The organism is Geodermatophilus tzadiensis (assembly GCF_003002915.1).
Taxonomy (GTDB): domain Bacteria; phylum Actinomycetota; class Actinomycetes; order Mycobacteriales; family Geodermatophilaceae; genus Geodermatophilus; species Geodermatophilus tzadiensis.
In genome coordinates, this window is record NZ_PVTG01000001.1 from 279,459 (window position 1) to 295,581 (window position 16,123).

At 77.0% G+C, this 16,123-nt stretch carries 14 protein-coding genes; 9 read left to right on the top strand and 5 right to left on the bottom strand.

Translation table 11 applies throughout. The annotated features are described in order from the left end of the window. Positions 1 to 49 precede the first annotated feature (49 nt). Positions 50 to 1,543, bottom strand: coding sequence for an MFS transporter (locus tag LY71_RS01310; protein WP_245887589.1), 1,494 nt, complete (start codon positions 1,541 to 1,543; stop codon positions 50 to 52). A gap of 176 nt (positions 1,544 to 1,719) precedes the next feature. Here LY71_RS01310 and LY71_RS24365 point away from each other — a divergent pair, with 176 nt between their 5' ends. The 5 genes from LY71_RS24365 to LY71_RS01335 all read left to right on the top strand — a co-directional run bounded on the left by LY71_RS24365 (position 1,720) and on the right by LY71_RS01335 (position 9,484). Then, positions 1,720 to 4,443, top strand: coding sequence for a helix-turn-helix transcriptional regulator (locus LY71_RS24365; protein WP_106275170.1), 2,724 nt, complete (start codon positions 1,720 to 1,722; stop codon positions 4,441 to 4,443). A gap of 60 nt (positions 4,444 to 4,503) precedes the next feature. Beyond that, entirely contained in the window at positions 4,504 to 7,218 is a 2,715-nt protein-coding gene (locus LY71_RS24370) for an AAA family ATPase (RefSeq protein ID WP_106275171.1), read from the top strand. 183 nt (positions 7,219 to 7,401) lie between these two features. Next, positions 7,402 to 8,526 (top strand): flavin-containing monooxygenase, encoded by a 1,125-nt coding sequence (locus tag LY71_RS01325; protein WP_106275172.1) that lies wholly within the window; start codon positions 7,402 to 7,404, stop codon positions 8,524 to 8,526. 50 nt (positions 8,527 to 8,576) lie between these two features. Beyond that, positions 8,577 to 9,059, top strand: coding sequence for a hypothetical protein (locus LY71_RS01330; RefSeq protein WP_106275173.1), 483 nt, complete (start codon positions 8,577 to 8,579; stop codon positions 9,057 to 9,059). Continuing rightward, positions 9,056 to 9,484, top strand: a complete 429-nt coding sequence (locus tag LY71_RS01335; RefSeq protein WP_106275174.1) for a hypothetical protein — start codon at positions 9,056 to 9,058, stop codon at positions 9,482 to 9,484. Before LY71_RS01330 ends, LY71_RS01335 begins: the two co-directional genes overlap by 4 nt. Before the next feature lie 109 nt (positions 9,485 to 9,593). On the opposite strand, the gene LY71_RS23895 is transcribed toward LY71_RS01335, so the two are convergent. Beyond that, a complete protein-coding gene (locus LY71_RS23895) occupies positions 9,594 to 9,788 on the bottom strand; it encodes a hypothetical protein (protein ID WP_245887590.1) in 195 nt (64 codons plus the stop codon). A 48-nt stretch (positions 9,789 to 9,836) separates the two neighbouring features. Here LY71_RS23895 and LY71_RS23900 point away from each other — a divergent pair, with 48 nt between their 5' ends. Next, a complete protein-coding gene (locus LY71_RS23900) occupies positions 9,837 to 10,103 on the top strand; it encodes an MDR/zinc-dependent alcohol dehydrogenase-like family protein (RefSeq protein WP_281261574.1) in 267 nt (88 codons plus the stop codon). 70 nt (positions 10,104 to 10,173) lie between these two features. Here the strand turns inward: LY71_RS23900 and LY71_RS01350 are convergent, their stop codons facing one another. The 3 genes from LY71_RS01350 to LY71_RS01360 are packed head-to-tail and all read right to left on the bottom strand — an operon-like array spanning position 10,174 to position 13,104. Beyond that, positions 10,174 to 11,343, bottom strand: coding sequence for an acyl-CoA dehydrogenase family protein (locus LY71_RS01350; RefSeq protein ID WP_106275175.1), 1,170 nt, complete (start codon positions 11,341 to 11,343; stop codon positions 10,174 to 10,176). A 9-nt stretch (positions 11,344 to 11,352) separates the two neighbouring features. Beyond that, positions 11,353 to 11,889 carry a 5-(carboxyamino)imidazole ribonucleotide mutase gene (purE, locus tag LY71_RS01355; protein WP_245887591.1) on the bottom strand — a complete coding sequence of 179 codons (537 nt, stop codon included), beginning with the start codon at positions 11,887 to 11,889 and terminating at the stop codon, positions 11,353 to 11,355. Then, entirely contained in the window at positions 11,890 to 13,104 is a 1,215-nt protein-coding gene (locus LY71_RS01360; protein WP_106275176.1) for a 5-(carboxyamino)imidazole ribonucleotide synthase, read from the bottom strand. Between the two features lie 89 nt (positions 13,105 to 13,193). Between LY71_RS01360 and LY71_RS01365 the strand changes: the two genes are divergently transcribed. From LY71_RS01365 to LY71_RS01375, 3 genes are all read left to right on the top strand, one after another. Beyond that, positions 13,194 to 13,646, top strand: coding sequence for a GtrA family protein (locus LY71_RS01365; protein ID WP_106275177.1), 453 nt, complete (start codon positions 13,194 to 13,196; stop codon positions 13,644 to 13,646). Then, positions 13,643 to 14,392 (top strand): SGNH/GDSL hydrolase family protein, encoded by a 750-nt coding sequence (locus tag LY71_RS01370; RefSeq protein WP_170121173.1) that lies wholly within the window; start codon positions 13,643 to 13,645, stop codon positions 14,390 to 14,392. The genes LY71_RS01365 and LY71_RS01370 overlap by 4 nt, the downstream gene beginning before the upstream one ends. Before the next feature lie 200 nt (positions 14,393 to 14,592). After that, positions 14,593 to 16,101, top strand: coding sequence for an acyltransferase family protein (locus tag LY71_RS01375; RefSeq protein ID WP_170121174.1), 1,509 nt, complete (start codon positions 14,593 to 14,595; stop codon positions 16,099 to 16,101). The last annotated feature ends 22 nt before the right edge of the window (positions 16,102 to 16,123 follow it).

Below are 16,123 nucleotides of genomic sequence, written 5' to 3' on the forward strand. Positions count from 1 at the left end.
TCTCACCGGGGAAACCGCCGGGATCCGCACCGGGATCGCCAGGTGGGGGTCAGTGACCGTGGGCACCGTGGCCGTGGCCGTGGCCCGCGGCCCCGGCGGGCGGCCGGCCGCCGGGCAGGGCGAGCGCGGTGAGGACGACCAGCGCGGCCAGGACGCCGACGGTGGCGACGAAGGCGCGGCCGTAGCCGTCGACGAGACCGGCGGAGGTGGCGAGGTCACCGGCGACGGCGGTGAGCCCGGCGACGCCGAGGGCGGCGCCGATCTCGTGTCCGGTCATCATCAGCCCGCTCGCCAGGCCCGAGCTCTCCCCCGGCACGTCGCCCATCGCGGCGACCGCGACGGCCACGAACACCGGCCCGACGCCCGCGCCGAGGAGCAGGGAGCCGGGCAGCACGTCCGCGACGTAGGAGGCGCCGCCGGCGTTCGCGGCCAGCAGGAGCGCGCCACCGGCCGTGCCGACCAGGCCGCCGAGGACCAGCGTGCGGGCCCCGAGGTGGCCGATGACCCTCGATGCGACGGCGGCGGTCAGGGTGATCGCCGCGGCCAGGGGCAGGAACTGCAGGCCGGCGACGACGGGGGACGAGCCGAGGACGTCCTGCAGGTACAGCGAGGTCAGGAAGACGGCGCCGACGACGACGCCGGTGACGCCGGCCATGACAGCCGAGGCGGAGACCAGCGATCGGGTGCGCCACGTCGCCGGGGGCACGAGGGGCTCCGGGACCCGGCGCTCGAGCCGGGCGAACGCGGTGAGCAGCACCGCGGCGGCGGCCAGCGCGAGCCAGGTGCGCGGCGCCGTCCAGCCGGCCGAGCGGGTGGCCTCGATGCCCGACACCAGGGCCAGCAGGCCGCCCACCAGGGTCAGCGCGCCCGGCACGTCGAGCCGGCGCAGCGCACCCGTCCGGGACGCGCCCCGGGCCACGGCGCGCAGGGTGCCGAGCACGACGGCGACGCCGATCGGCACGTTGATCACGAACACCGCCCGCCAGCCCAGCGCGCTGGTCAGCGCCCCGCCGAAGAGCACGCCTGCGGCGATGCCGAGGCTGCCCACGGTGCCCCACACGGCCAGCGCCGTCCGCCGCTGCCTGCCGGCGTAGACGGTCATGACGATCGACAGCGCCGCCGGGGTGAGCAGCGCGGCGCCGGCTCCCTGCGCGGCGCGGGAGACGATCAGCATCCACGGGGCCTGGGCGAGCGCGCTGGTCAGGGAGGCGGCGGTGAACAGGCCGACGCCGGTGAGGAACGCCCCTCGGCGGTCGAACAGGTCCGCGATGCGGCCGCCGAGCAGCAGCAGGCCGCCGGAGAGCAGCACGTAGGCGCTGACGGTCCACTGGAGGTCCGCGGTCGAGAGGTGCAGGCCGCGGCTGATCGACGGCAGCGCGACGTTCACCACGGAGACGTCGAGGACCACCATCACCTGCGCGGCGATCGCGAGGCCGAAGACGGTCCACGGCCGGCGCGGCTCGTCGACGGGAGTCGTGGTCGGGGAGGCCGACGGGTGCGGGTGGGCCGGCGCCGCCGGTCCGGGAGCGGAGTGGGTCGACACGGGTCTCTCCTCGGGAAGCAGGTCCGGGTGCGTCTGCCACCGTCCGGCGTGGCCGGGTTCGGTCGCGCCGGTGGTTCCGCCGGGACGGGGTGCTCCCGCGGGCGACGGCTCCCGATCGGCCGGGGACTACACGGAGAACCGGTCGATCCCGTCCCGAAGCGCACTAGGGTCCCGACGTGCTGTCCGGCAGGCACCCCGAGCGCGCGGCCATCGCGGCACTGGTGGACGAGGCGCGGGTCGGCCGGGGCGGGGTGCTGGTGCTCACGGGGCAGCCCGGCGTGGGCAAGTCGGCGTTGCTCGCCGACGCGGTGGCCCGGGCCGACGGCATGACCGTGCTCCGCACCCAGGGCCTCGAGTCGGAGTCCCCGCTGGCGTTCGCCGCGCTGCAGCGCCTGCTGCGCCCGGTCGTGGCCGGGTGCGTGCACCACCTGCCGCCGCCGCAGGCCCGGGCGCTGCGGGCGGCCTTCGGCGAGGTCGACGACGGCCCCGGCGACCGCTTCCTCGTCTTCCTGGCGGCGTTGAGCGTGCTCGCCGACGCCGGACAGCACCGCCCGGTGCTCGCCGTCGTCGACGACGCCCACTGGCTCGACGACGCCTCCGCCGCGGCGCTGCTGTTCGTGGCCCGCCGGCTGCAGGTGGAGCGGGTCGCCCTGCTGTTCGCCGCCCGGGACGCCGACGTGCGGACCTTCGACAGCGGCGACCTGCCCCGCCTCTCCCTCGGCGGCATCGACGCCGAGGCGGCCGGTGAGCTGCTCGGCACCCGTGCCGGGGTGTCGGTGCCGGCGGACGTGCGCGACGCACTGCTCGCGAGCACCGGGGGCAACCCGCTGGCGCTCGTGGAGCTCGCGGAGGCCCTGACGTCCGAGCAGCTGTCCGGCCTGGTGCGGTTGCCCGCCCGGCTGCCGCTGACCGAGGGCGTGGAACGCGCGTTCCTCGACCGCTGCCTGCGGCTGCCCGAGCCGGCCCGGACGGTGCTGCTGGTGGCGGCGGCCGACGACTCCGGCCGGGCGCGGGTCGTGCGGCAGGCGGCCGCCTCCCTCGGAGCCGGGGAGGACGCGCTGCAGGTGGCCGAGCGTTCGGGACTGCTGCAGGTCCGCGACGCCGCCGTCGACCTCCGGCACCCACTCGTGCGCTCGGCGGTGTACGGCGCAGCCACCAGCACCGAGCGACGCCGGGCGCACCGGGCGCTCGCGGCCGTGCTGACCGGTCCCGACGGAGCCGACCGGCGCGCCTGGCACCTCGCGGCCTCCGTCGAGGAGCCGGACGAGGCCGTCGTCGCCGCGCTCGACGCCGCCGCCGAGCGGGCCCGGGCGCGGGGAGGGCTGGAGGCGGCCGCGGCCGCCTGGGAACGCGCCGCCGAGCTCTCGCCCGCCGGGGACGCCCAGGCCGAGCGGCTCTACGCCGCAGCCCGCTCCGCCTGGCTGGCCGCCCAGCCGGCGCGGGCCCGGGCGCTGGTCGACGCCGCCGCGGCCCAGGCCGGGGACCCGCTGCTGCGCGCCGACGTCCTGCGGCTGCGGGCGCGTGTCGAGTGGAACACCGGCTCGCTGCACACCGGGCAGCGGATGGTGCTCGAGGCCGCCGCCGAGGTCGCTCCCCACGACCACCAGCGGGCGCGGGAGATGGCCGTGTTCGCCGTGGCGCTCGCCGCGTTCGGGGCGCGTTCCGGCAGCGCCGTCGACCCCACCGCGCTGGTCCCCGCGCCGGTGTCGGCAGCACCGCTGCGCGCCCGGTGCTTCTCCGACCTGCTGCACGGCCTCGACGCCGCCGTGCGCGGCGACTGGCCGGCGGCGATGCCGCCGCTGCAGGAGGCCTTCGCCCTCGCCGAGCACCTGGCCGAGGAGGACCTGGACCTGCTGCCCAACCTGGGCATCGCCGCGGTGTACCTGGGCGACGACGCACTGATCCGGCGCTACCACGAGCAGCTGCTGGCCCGGGCCCGGAGCACCGGCGCGGTGCTGATGACCCTCTACTCGCTGGCCCGGCTCGGGTTCGCCGACCTGACCGGCGGGCGGTGGACCACTGCCCGCGCCGCGGCCGCCGAGGCGCTGTCGCTGGCGGAGCAGTCCGGGCACCGCGGGTTGGCCGCCCTCCCGACGGCGTGGCTGGCGCTGCTGGCCGCTCTGCGGGGTGAGGACACGGTCGACGAGCACCTCGCCGACGTGGAGCAGATCTGCGCCGAGCACCCGCTCGGCATCCTGGCCGAGGTGGTCCCCGACGTCCTGCGCTGGGCCCGCGGCGTCCGCGACGCCGCCGAGCCCGCCGGCGCGCTGCACCAGCTGGAGCAGATCCGCCACCCGATCACCCGTCGGCTGGCCGCCACCGACCGCATCGAGGCCGCCGTGCGGGCCGGCCGGCCGGACCTGGCGTCCGCCTGGGTGGAGGAGCTGGCCGGTTTCGCCGAGGCGACCGGCTCGGGCTGGGCGCAGGCCGTGGCCGCGCACGGCCGGGCGCTGCTCAGCGACGGACCGGAGGCCGAGCGCCACTTCGACCAGGCCCTCGCCGCGCACGCCGGGACCGGACGCCCACCCGACCGAGCCCGCACCCAGCTGGCCTACGGCGCCTTCCTGCGCCGCGCCCGTCGCCGGGTCGACGCCCGTCCCCACCTGCGCGCCGCCCTGGAGACCCTCGAGGACCTCGGCGCGCACCGGTGGGCCGACCGCGCCCGGCAGGAGCTGCGGGCGTCCGGGGAGACGACCCGCCGCCGCGACGTCTCCACCGTGGTGGACCTCACCCCGCAGGAACTGCAGGTGGCCCTCCTGGTGAGGCAGGGCCTGGCCAACCGGGACGTCGCCGCTCAGCTGTACGTCAGCCCCCGCACCGTCGACTTCCACCTGCGCAACGTGTTCGCCAAGCTCGGGGTCAGCAGTCGCACCGCACTGGCCGCCCACCCGCTGGACTGACTCCCGTGTCGGCCGCCGGGACCCGCCCGGTGGTCCCGCCGCCGTCGTACGGTCGGCGCCGTGCTGGCCGGACGGGACGCCGAACGCGCGCGGATCGCCGCCCTGCTCGACGGCGCGCGCGGCGGGACCGGAGGTGCGCTGGTCGTCCGCGGCGTCGCCGGAGCCGGGAAGTCGACGGTGCTGACCGAGGCGGTGGACGCCGCGGCGGACATGCGGGTGCTGCGCACGTCGGGTGTGGAGTCGGAGTCGCCGCTGGCCTTCGCCGCGCTGCAGCGGCTGCTGTGGCCGGTGCGGTCCCTCCTCGCCGGGCTGCCCGCGCCGCAGCAGGCCGCGCTCGGTGCCGCCCTCGGCGAGGCCGCCGGTGAGGGGGAGCGCTTCCTGGCCTTCCTCGGCACGCTGAGCCTGCTCGCCGACGCCGCCGAGGACTCCCCCGTGCTGGCCGTCGTCGACGACGCGCACTGGCTGGACGACGCCTCGGCCGCGGCGCTGCTGTTCGTCGCACGGCGGCTGCAGGCCGAGCGGGTGGCCCTGCTCTTCGCCGCGCGCGACGGCGACGCCCTCCGCTTCGACGCGCCCGACCTGCCGGCCGTCGTCCTCGGCGGCCTGACCGGGGCGGACGCCGAGGTGGTGCTGGCCGCGCGGGCCGGCGGCGCCGTCGACCCCGCGGTGCGCGACCAGCTGGTCGAGGCCACCGGTGGCAACCCGCTGGCGCTGGGAGAGCTGTCCGAGGTGCTGACCGCCGATCAGCTGGCCGGCCGGGCGCCGCTGCCGACGCCGCTGCCGCTGACCGGCGGGGTGGAGCGCGCCTTCCTGGACCGCTACCGCCGTCTGGGCGAGGCGGCGCGGCGGTTCCTGCTGGTGGCCGCGGCCGACGACACCGCCCGGTCGGCCGTGGTCCGGGCCGCCGCGGAGCACCTCGGGGTCGGCGACGACGCCCTCGACGAGGCCGAGCGCGCCGGTCTGCTGCGCGTCGACGGGAGCGTCGTGTCCCTCTACCACCCGCTGGTGCGCTCGGCGGTCTACCGCGCGGCCACGAGCGCGCAGCGCCGGGCCACCCACCGCGCGCTCGCCGAGGTGTCGGGCGCCGACCCGGACCGGCGGGCGTGGCACCTGGCCGCCGCGGCCGACCGGCCCGACGACACGGTCGTCGCCGCACTCGACGCCGTGGCGGAACGGGCGGCCGGCCGTGGCGGGCACGAGGCGGCCGCGGCGGCGTGGGCGCGCGCGGCCGAGCTCACCGCGGGCGGGGAGGCGCGCGGGCGCCGGCTGTACCTGGCCGCGGCGTCCCAGTGGCTCGGCGCCCACCCGGCACGGGCGGTCGCGCTCGCCGCGGCCGCGGCCGCCGACGTGAGCGACCCCCGGACACGTGCCCAGCTGCTGGTGCTGCGGGGGCAGGTCGAGTCGCACACCCGGTCCCTCGACGACGGCTTCGACCTGGTCCTGCAGGCGACGGAGGTCGCCGCCGGTGTCGACCCGGCGATGGCGTCCTCGCTGGCCATGGTCGCGGCGGCGTTCTCCGCGTTCGGCGCGCGGTCGCCGCGGCGTCTCGACCCGTCGGCACTGGTCCCCTCGCCGGCCCTGGAGGCCCCGGCCGCCGTGCGCACCGCCTCCGCCCTGCAACGGGGTTTCTCGGCGGTGGCCCGGCGGGAGTGGGCCGTGGCGGCGGAGTGCTTCGCGGACGCGTTCGCCGTGGCCGACGACGAGCCGGCCGAGGACCAGCACGCGCTGCAACCCAACCTGGGCCTGGCCGCGATCCTGATCGGCGACGACGAGCGGGGGCTGCGGCTCCACGCGCAGCACCTGACCACGGCACGCCGTGCCGGAGCCCTCAACTGGGTCGAGCACGCGCTGACCCGGGGCGTGCTCCCCCAGGTCGCGACCGGGGCCTGGACGCAGGCGGCCGCTGCTGCGGCGGAGGCACTGCCGCTGGCCGCCAGCACCGGCCACGCGGCCATGACCGCCCTGCCCACCGTCGAGCTGGCCCTGCTGGCCGCCCTGCGCGGGGACGCCGCGGCGGAGGAGCACCTGGCCCACGCGGCCGCCGTCCGGCAGGCGCACCCGGCCGGGGTCACCGACACCCTCGTCCTCGACCTGCTGCACTGGGCCAGGGGACTGCACGCCGCCCGGCAGCCGGCGACCGCTCTGCACCACCTCGAGCAGATCGGCGCCCCCTGGGTGCGCCGGCTCGCGGCGATCGACGCCCTGGAGACCGCGGTCCGGGCCGACCGCGCGGACGTGGCCCGCGCGTGGCTGGCGGAGCTCACCGCGTTCGCCGCCGGCACCGGCGCCCCCGCCGCGGTCGCCGTCGTCGAGCACGGGCACGCCCTGCTCGCCGGGGGGGACCGCGCGGAGGAGCACTTCCGCCGCGCCCTCGCCGTGCACGCCTCCTCCCCGCGCCTGCCCGACCGCGCCCGCACCGAGCTCGCGTTCGGCGAGCACCTGCGCCGCGCCCGGCGCCGGGTCGACGCCCGCGAGCACCTGCGCACCGCCCTGGCGCTGTTCGAGGAGCTGGGCGCCACCCCGTGGGCCGAGCGGGCCGCTCAGGAACTGCGCGCCTCCGGGGAGACCGCCCGGCGCCGCGACGTCTCCACCGCCACCGAGCTGACCCCGCAGGAGCGCCAGGTGACCGCCCTCGTCCGGCAGGGCCTGTCCAACCGCGACGTCGCAGCCCAGCTGTTCGTCAGCCCGCGCACCGTCGACTTCCACCTGCGGAACGTCTTCACCAAGCTCGGGGTGGCCTCCCGCGCGGAGCTCACCGCCCTCCCCCTGAGCTGACGCACCGCTGCCGGACGGCCCGGGGACACGTGCCCGCGGCCGACCCGGCGGTTCTGCCGGTGTGACGCCTCCGGCCCGTTCCTAGCGTCCGACGCGGACCCGGCGCGGCGAAGGGACCCTCGGGACCGGCACCACCCGTCCGCCTCCACCGCCGCCCACCGCCGTTCCCCGACAGGAGCCGTCATGCCCCTCCCCCTCCGCACCGACCGGTCCCTCGACGTGCTCGTCATCGGCGCCGGCCAGGCCGGCCTGGCCATCGGCCACCACCTCGCCCGCCGGGACGCGGACTTCCTGCTGCTCGACGCCGGACCCGAGGTGGGCTCCTCCTGGCGCTCCCGCTGGGACTCGCTGCGGCTGTTCAGCCCCGCGCGGTACGACTCCCTGCCCGGCCTGCCGTTCCCCGCACCGGCCGACACCCACCCGGGCAAGGACGAGGTCGCCGATTACCTGGCCGCCTACGCCGCCCACTTCGCCCTGCCGGTGCGCGTGGACTCCCCCGTGCTCCGCCTGCACCGGGACCCGGACGGCAGCTTCGTGGCCACCACCCCGACCGGGACGGTGCACGCCCGGCAGGTGGTCGTCGCGACCGGCCCGTTCCAGACCCCGCACGTCCCCGCGATGGCGCAGCAGCTGGAACCGGCCGTGCCGCACGTGCACAGCGCCGCGTACCGCAACCCGGCGCAGCTGTCCGGCGCGGGCCGTGTCCTGGTCGTGGGCGCCGCCAACTCCGGACTGCAGATCGCCGCCGAGCTGTCCGCCACCCAGCCGGTCACCGTCGCCGTCGGGACCCGGCCCACCGCGCTGCCCCAGCGCCTCGCCGGCCGCGACCTGTTCTCCTGGCTGGACGCGGTCGGGTTCTTCACCGTGCCGGCGCACACCCGCCTCGCCCGTCGCCTGCGCGCCCGCGGCGACCTGGTCATCGGCACGCGCAGCAGCGATCTCCGCCGCCGTGGCGTCGAGTTCCGGCCCCGCCTCACGGGCGTCGCCGGCCGCACCGCCCGCTTCGCCGACGGCACGACCCTCGACGTCGACGCGGTCGTGTGGGCCACCGGCCACCGGCCCGACCACTCGTGGCTGCACGTGCCCGGCGTGGTCGTCGACGGGCAGGTCCGGCACGACGCCGGCGTCACCGGCGTCCCCGGGCTGTACTTCCTCGGGCTGCCGTGGCAGACCTGCCGCGGCTCGGCGCTGCTGGGCTTCGTCGGTGCGGACGCCGCCGCCCTGTCCGACCGCATGGCCGCCGACGCGCGCGGGTCGGGGCCGGAGGTCGGACCCCGCCGTCGCGAGTCGGCGACCTCACCGGCGTGACGCCTCTCCGCGCTCCCGACCTCGGCCCCGTTCCGCCGGAGGAGGCACCGGTGCCCACCTCGACCCTCGCACCGGGCTCCGACCCTGGCACCGGCGCCCCGCCGGTCCCGGCGGCCGGTGCCTCCGCGGCGGTCCGCACGTTCCTCCTCCGCTACGTCGCCACGCTGGTGCCGCTGCTGACCGCTCTGACCGCGCTCGACCTCGGGTGGGAGCTGCTCGGCGGCGGTTCGTGGCCGGCCGCCGCAGCCGTCGTCACCGGCTGGACGCCGGCCGTCGCCGCCTGGGTGCGCCGCTGCGGCTGGCCGGCCGGCGTCGTCCTCGCGGCCGGCGCAGCCCCGGCCGCCGTGCTCGCGCCACCGGCCGCGCTGGGCTGGCTGTCCCCGACCGGACTGGTGCTCTGGGGACCGGTGAGCACGGTGCTGGCCGGGGCGCTGGCGATGGCCGGCTCGTCACCCGCACTCGCACCCGCGGGCCCGCGGCCGGTCGAGCCGTCCCCCTCGACCCGACCACCTCGACCGAGGAGTCCTCGATGACCGCACACCGCACCTCCCGCGCACTGCGCACACCGGTGGCGTGGGGCGTCGTCCTCGGGGTCCTGCAGGCCGCCTCCCCGGTGGCCTTCCCCTGGCTGGACGCCGCGACCGTCTACGCCCTGGGGCTCGCCCTCATCGCCGCGGTCTACGTCGGCTTCGCCGTGGCCGACGGGCGCCGGCACGTCCTGGTCGTCGAGACCGCCGTGGCGGCCCTGTTCGTGGTGGTCGCCGCGGCGGGGGCGCCCGGCTCGACCTGGCTGCTCGTCGCCGGCCTGGCCGGCCACGGCGTCAAGGACGCCTGGCAGCACCGCACCGGCTTCGTCCGCGGGACCCGGTGGTGGCCACCGTTCTGCGCCACGGTCGACTGGGTCGCAGCCGGGCTGATCGCCCTCGCGATCGGCACCGGCTCCCCCGTCGCGTCCTGAGCCGACCCGACACCACCCGCCGTGTCCGCGACGGCGGCGCCCCACCGCAGGAGCTGGCGGGCGACGACCGTCCGCCGGACCTGGCCGGTGCCCCCGTGGACCGGGGTGGTCACGGCCGCTCGGTCACCGGGGTGGCCGCGTCGTCGACGGTCGGAGCCGCGTGGGTCGCCGCCCAGCTGGCGAGCAGCCTGAGTGCGTCGTCGGAGGGCGTGCCGGGCTCGGCGGTGTAGAGGGTCGTGCGCAGGTCCGCGGCGTCCTCGGCCGGCAGGTCGAAGGTGGGGTAGCCCAGCTCGAGGGAGCCCACCACGGGGTGGTGGAACCGCTTGACGCCGTTGTGGTGGATGCGGACGCCGTGGACGGCGCGCTGGTCAACGTCGGCGCGCCCGCCGACCCGCTGAGCGTCACCGCCGTGTCGCTCATCGGCGGACGGCGGACCTCCGCCGGCTCGATGATCGGCGGAATCGCCGCAACCCAGGAGATGCTCGACTTCTGCGCCGAGCGCGGCATCGGCGCCGAGGTGGCGGTCATCCCCGCCGACCGGGTCGACGAGGCCCACGAGCGGGTCCTGGCCTCCGACGTCCGCTACCGGTTCGTCATCGACACCGCCACCCTGCGGTGACCTCGGACCGGTTGGCCCGCCCGGAGGGGACGGCGACCCCGGCCGTCGTCCCCTCCGGGCGGCGGCTCCCCTACCGCAGGAGACTCCGTGCGATCACCATGCGCTGGATCTGGTTGGTGCCCTCGTAGATCTGGGTGATCTTGGCGTCGCGCATCATGCGCTCGACCGGGAAGTCCTGCGTGTAGCCGGCGCCGCCGAAGAGCTGGACGGCGTCGGTGGTGACCTTCATGGCGACGTCGGAGGCGAAGGCCTTGGCCGCCGCGCAGAGCCGGCCGAGGTCGGGGTCCACCTTGCCGCCGGAGTTGCCCGTCTCGCCGCGGGCGGCGGCGACGTAGACGAGGTGCCGAGCGGCCTCGATCTGCATGGCCATGTCGGCGAGCATGAACTGGACGCCCTGGAAGTCGCTGACCGCCTGGCCGAACTGCTTCCGCTCGCGGGTGTACTCCACGGCGGCGTCCAGGGCGCCCTGTGCGATGCCGACGGCCTGAGCGCCGATGGTCGGGCGGGTGAAGTCCAGCGTGCGCAGCGCGGTCTTGAAGCCGGTGCCCTCGGCCCCGATGATCCGGTCGGCCGGGATGGTGCAGTCGGTGAAGTAGAGCTCGCAGGTGGGCGAGCCCTTGATGCCCATCTTCCGCTCCTTGGGACCCACGGTGAAGCCGGGGTCGTCGCGGTGGACGACGAACGCGGAGATGCCGCTGGCCCGCTTCTCCGGGTCGGTGACGGCCATGACCGTGTACCACTCCGAGACGCCGGAGTTGGTGATCCAGGCCTTGGTGCCGTTGAGCACCCAGGTGTCGCCGTCGCGGCGGGCGCGGGTCCTCATCGCGGCGGCGTCGGAGCCGGCCTCCCGCTCGGACAGGCCGTAGCTGATCATCGCGTCGCCGCGGGCGATCGAGGGCAGCACCGCCTGCTTGAGCTCCTCCGACGCCGACAGGATGATCGGCATCGAGCCCAGCTTGTTGACCGCCGGGATGAGCGACGCGGACACGTCGACCCGGGCGACCTCCTCGATCACGATGCAGGTGGCGACCGCGTCGGCAGCCTCACCGCCGTAGGCCTCGGGGATGTGCGTGGCGTGGAAGCCGGCCGCGGTCAGCGCCTTCTGCGCCTCGATCGGGTAGCGGGACTCCGCGTCGACCTCGGCCGCGTACGGCGCGATCTCCCGCTCGGCGATGTCCCGGACGGCGGCCCGGATCGCGTCGTGCTCGTCGGTCAGCTGGTAGAGCCCGCTCGTACTCACGAGTAGATGCTAGGACGTCCCAGCACTTGAGCGGGAGGCGTCCTCACCCTCGGCGAGGCGGGCCCGCAGGGCGGCGTCACGGGCGACGACGGTGTCGGCGAGGTCGGCCTGGAACCGCTCGACGGCGGCCCGCAGCTCCGGGTCGGCGGCGGCGAGGACGCGGACGGCGAGCAGCCCGGCGTTGCGGCCGCCGCCGATCGACACCGTGGCCACCGGGACGCCGGCGGGCATCTGCACGATCGACAGCAGGCTGTCGAGGCCGTCGAGCCGGTCGAGCGATCGGGGCACCCCGATCACCGGCAGCGACGTCGCGGCGGCGAGCATGCCCGGCAGGTGCGCCGCTCCCCCGGCGCCGGCCACGAGCACCCGCAGCCCCCGCCCGGCCGCCGCGGTGGCGTAGTCGAGCATCCGCTGCGGCGTGCGGTGCGCGGAGAGGACGTGCACCTCGTACGGGACGCCGAACTCGGCCAGCGCCTGGGCGGCGGGCTCCATCGTCGGCCAGTCCGAGTCGCTGCCCATGACGATGCCGACGACGGGCTGGTCCACTCAGTGCTCCTCGGGAGGGGAGAAGGCGAACGCGGGGTCGACCTCGCCGTCGGCGAGGTAGCGGGCCGCGGCGACGGCCCGGGCGCGCACCTCGGCGAGGTCGCCGCCCAGCGCGGTGACGTGGCCGAGCTTGCGGCCGGGGCGCTGGCCCTTGCCGTACCAGTGCAGCTTCACGTCCGGCCAGTGCGCCATCAGGTGGTGCACCCGCTCGTCGATGCCCGGGCCGGTCCAGCCCTCGGCCGACGCGGCGCCGCCGAGCACGTTGGCCATGACGACGGCCGGCGCGGCGAGCGCCGTCGACCCCAGCGGGTAGTCGAGGACGGCGCGCAGGTGCTGCTCGAACTGGCTGGTGCGGGCACCCTCGATGGTCCAGTGGCCGGAGTTGTGCGGGCGCATGGCCAGCTCGTTGACCAGCACGCCGTCGGCGACCTCGAACAGCTCCACGGCCATCACCCCGACGACGCCGACCCGGTCGGCGATCCGCACCGCGAGCTCCTGCGCGGTGCCGGCGATCTCCTCGTCGAGGCCGGGCGCCGGCGCCAGCACCTCGGTGTTGATCCCGTCCTGCTGGACGGTCTCCACCACCGGCCAGACCGCGACCTGGCCGAACGGCGAGCGGGCCACCAGCACGGCGAGCTCGCGCACCAGCGGCACCCGCTCCTCGGCCAGCAGCGCCGGGTGCGCGGCGAACAGGTCGGCCGCCTGACCGGCCTCGTCGAGGACGAACACGCCGCGGCCGTCGTAGCCGCCGCGCGGGGTCTTGACCACCACCGGCCACCCGCCGTGCGCGTCGGCGAAGGCGGCGAGCTCCCCGGGCGAGCGCACCTCGGCCCACGCGGGCTGCGGCTCGCCGGCCGCGGCCAGCGCGCGGCGCAGCACCAGCTTGTCCTGCGCGTGCACCAGGGCCTCGGGGCCGGGCGCGACGCGGACGCCCTCGGCGGCCAGCGCCCGCAGGTGCTCGGTCGGGACGTGCTCGTGGTCGAAGGTGACCACCGTCGCGCCCTCGGCCAGGGCGCGCAGCGCGTCGAGGTCGCGGTGGTCGCCGATCCGCACGTCGGCGGCGACCAGCGCGGCGGACTCGGCGGGGTCGGTGGCCAGCACGCGCAGCGACTGGCCCAGCGCGATGGCGGCCTGGTGGGTCATCCGGGCCAGCTGCCCGCCCCCCACCATCGCCACGACGGGCAGGCCGGTCCTCGGGTCGGTCGGGGCAGCCATGGTGGCTCCACCGTAGCGAGCGCCACCGCCGTCGCCCGTCCGCGCCGGGTGCACCCCGGAGGACCCGCGGGTCCGTACAGTGCGGAGACGTGCTGTGGCTCCCCGCGGTCCGTCGCCGCCTCGGGAGCACCCGGCTCCTCGTGCGGGAGCTCGGCGCGTACGGAGCGGTGGGTGCGGCCTGCTTCGTCCTCGACCTCGGCGTCTTCCAGCTGCTCTACACCTCCGGCACCGGCGCGGTGACGGCGAAGCTGGTGTCGTCGGTCGTCGCGGGGACCGCGGCCTACGCCGGACACCGGTTCTGGTCCTTCGCGCACCGGGAGCGCTCGGGCTACGGCCGCGAGTACGTCGTCTTCATGGTGGTCAACGGCCTGGCCCTGCTCCTCGGGCTGTCGCTGGTCGCCCTCGTGCGGCACCCGCTGGGGCAGGAGGGCACCCTGGTCCTCCAGGCCACCAACGTCGCGTCGATCGCGCTCGGGACGGTGATCCGCTGGTCGGCCTACCGGCGCTGGGTCTTCCGGGCGCCGGTCGCCGACCGGGCGTGACGCGCCGGCACGGGCGTGCCGGGCGCGGCCGCGCCCGCGGCGTACGGCCCGCGTCGCCCCTGGTGCTGGTGCTGGCGCTGGCGCTGGCGCTGGTGGCCGGCTGCACCGCCACCGGGCCGGTGGGCGCGCCGGGCGGCGCGTCGCCGTCCGCGGGCGGGGGCACCGACGCGCCCGCACCGCCCCCGCCCGGCAGCCGGGTGCTGTTCTTCGGCGACTCCTACACGGCGGGCTACGGCGCGTCGTCGGAGGAGGCCGCCTTCCCCGCCCTGACCGCGGCCGACTTCGGCTGGGACGCCGACGTCCGCGCCGGGCCGGGCACCGGTTTCGTCGCCGGCGGCGGGGTGGGCCAGGTCTACCTGGAGCGGCTGGGCACCGTCGACCCGCCCCGGCCCGACCTCGTCGTCCTCCAGGGCGGGCTCAACGACGCCCGCCTCGTCCAGGACACCGCGGTGGAGCGGACGGCGGCCCTCCGGTTCCTCGCCGAGCTGGACCGGCGGTTCCCGGGAGTCCCGGTGGTGCTCCTCGGACCGCCGCTGGTCCCCTCCATCCCCGACGTCGCCGTGCGGCGGGTCGACCGGGCGCTCGCCGAGGCCGCCGCCCAGGCCGGGGTGCGCTACGTCAGCCCGGCGCAGGAGGGGTGGGACGTCGCCTCCCGCCTGACGGCCGACGACCTGCACCCCGACGACGACGGCCACGCCTACCTCGCCGCGCGCCTCGCCGCGGCGCTCCGCGCCTCCGGGGGCTGACGGGATCACCGGGGCACCCGTGGCGGTTGTGACGCCTGGGTCGGCAGACGTGACCGGTCCGTCCGGCTGCCGGGTGTCGGACTCCAGTCGAATGACCGGATCGTTACCTTCCGATGGCCCGCGTGTCCGACGGCGGGTGGGGCCGGGACCCAGCCGCTGAGGCGGCGGTCGGCTCGAGGCACAGACGGGAGACCAGCCGAGTGCGCACGACCACGACCCCTCCTCGCGCCGAGCGGCGCCTGGGCATGCTCGACGTGCTGCGCCTGTTCGCCGCCGTCACCGTCGTCGCCTTCCACTACACGGCCCGTCACAGCCCGGGCTGGAACGGTCCGGTGCCCGAGGAGCTGGCCGGCGTCGGCCAGTGGGCGGCCTACGGCCGGATGGGCGTCCCGCTGTTCTTCGTCATCAGCGGCTTCGTCCTGCTGATGAGCGCCTGGGGCCGGGACGTGCGCGGCTTCGTCGCCTCGCGGGTGGGCCGGCTGTTCCCGGCGTACTGGGTCGCGGTGGCGTTCAGCGTCGTGCTCGTCGTCGTCATCTGGCCGGAGAACCCCGCCTTCCTCGGGCACGAGGTCACCACGTCCGGTGCGCTGCTGAACTTCACGATGGTGCAGGGCGCCTTCGGCGTCCCGGACGTCGACGGCCCGTACTGGACGCTGTGGTACGAGGCCCGCTTCTACCTGCTCATCGCGCTGTTCATGATGGTCGGCATCACCCGCAACCGGGTCCTGGCCTTCTGCGCGCTGTGGCCGGTCCTCGGCGCCATGGCCCACGGCACCGGCTCGGGCCTGCTGTCGGCGTTCCTCATGCCCGACTACGCGCCGTTCTTCGCCGGCGGCATGCTGCTCTACCTCATCCACCGCGACGGCCACGACCTCGGCAGCTGGCTGCTGGTCGGGCTGCAGGTGTCCATCGCGCTCAACTTCTCGATGAACGTCTACCCCGGCGTCCTCGGCGCCGAGACCCCCTGGACGCCGTCGAAGGCCGTGATCGCGATCGTGTCGCTGGCCTGCTTCGGGCTGGTGGCCCTGGTGACGCTCACCCCGCTGGCCGCCCGCAGCGCCGGGTGGATGACCGTCGCGGGTGCGCTGACCTACCCCGTCTACCTCGTGCACGAGAACCTCGGCTGGTGGGTCATCCACCTGACCCGCGGGGCCCTCGGCCCCTGGGGCGCGGTCGCCCTGGCGACGGCCGTCGCCTTCGCCGCCGCCTTCGCGCTGCACTACGGGGTCGAGAAGCCCTACGGCGGCCGGCTGCGCCAGGCGACGCTGCGGATGCTCAGCCGCCCGGAGGAGCGCCGCACGCAGCGGCCGGCGGGGGACGCCGCCGGCGCTGCCGGTCCCGCCGAGGTGACGCCCGCGCCGCGGGGGACCGGGATCCCGGTGCACCGCGAGCCGGCCGCCGACCGCCGCACCGCCGACCACCGCGGTCCCGACCGTCGCGCCGCCGACCACCGCGCCGCCGACCACCGCGCCGCCGACCACCGCGCCGCCGACCGTGCCGTGGGCAGCCGTCCCGCCGGCGGCCGCCCGGCCGGGTCCGGGCCGGCCGCCGACCCGGGGCGGTCCGCCGCGGGCCGGCACGCGGAGCGGCGCAGCTCGCGGCTGGCCCGGCCCGGCCAGGACGACGAGGACCCCGCGACCGTGGTCTTCCCGCCGGAGCTGCCCGAGCCGCGCGACAGCGCACTGACCGGTCCGCAGCTGCTGCGCTGACGACCACCCCGGACGGCCCGGG

Bases quoted from the DNA above. Each gene is read 5' to 3' on its own strand.
- LY71_RS01325 (WP_106275172.1), top strand. From the start codon at position 7,402: ATGCCCCTCCCCCTCCGCACCGACCGGTCCCTCGACGTGCTCGTCATC.
- LY71_RS01335 (WP_106275174.1), top strand. From the start codon at position 9,056: ATGACCGCACACCGCACCTCCCGCGCACTGCGCACACCGGTGGCGTGG.
- LY71_RS01360 (WP_106275176.1), bottom strand. From the start codon at position 13,104: ATGGCTGCCCCGACCGACCCGAGGACCGGCCTGCCCGTCGTGGCGATG.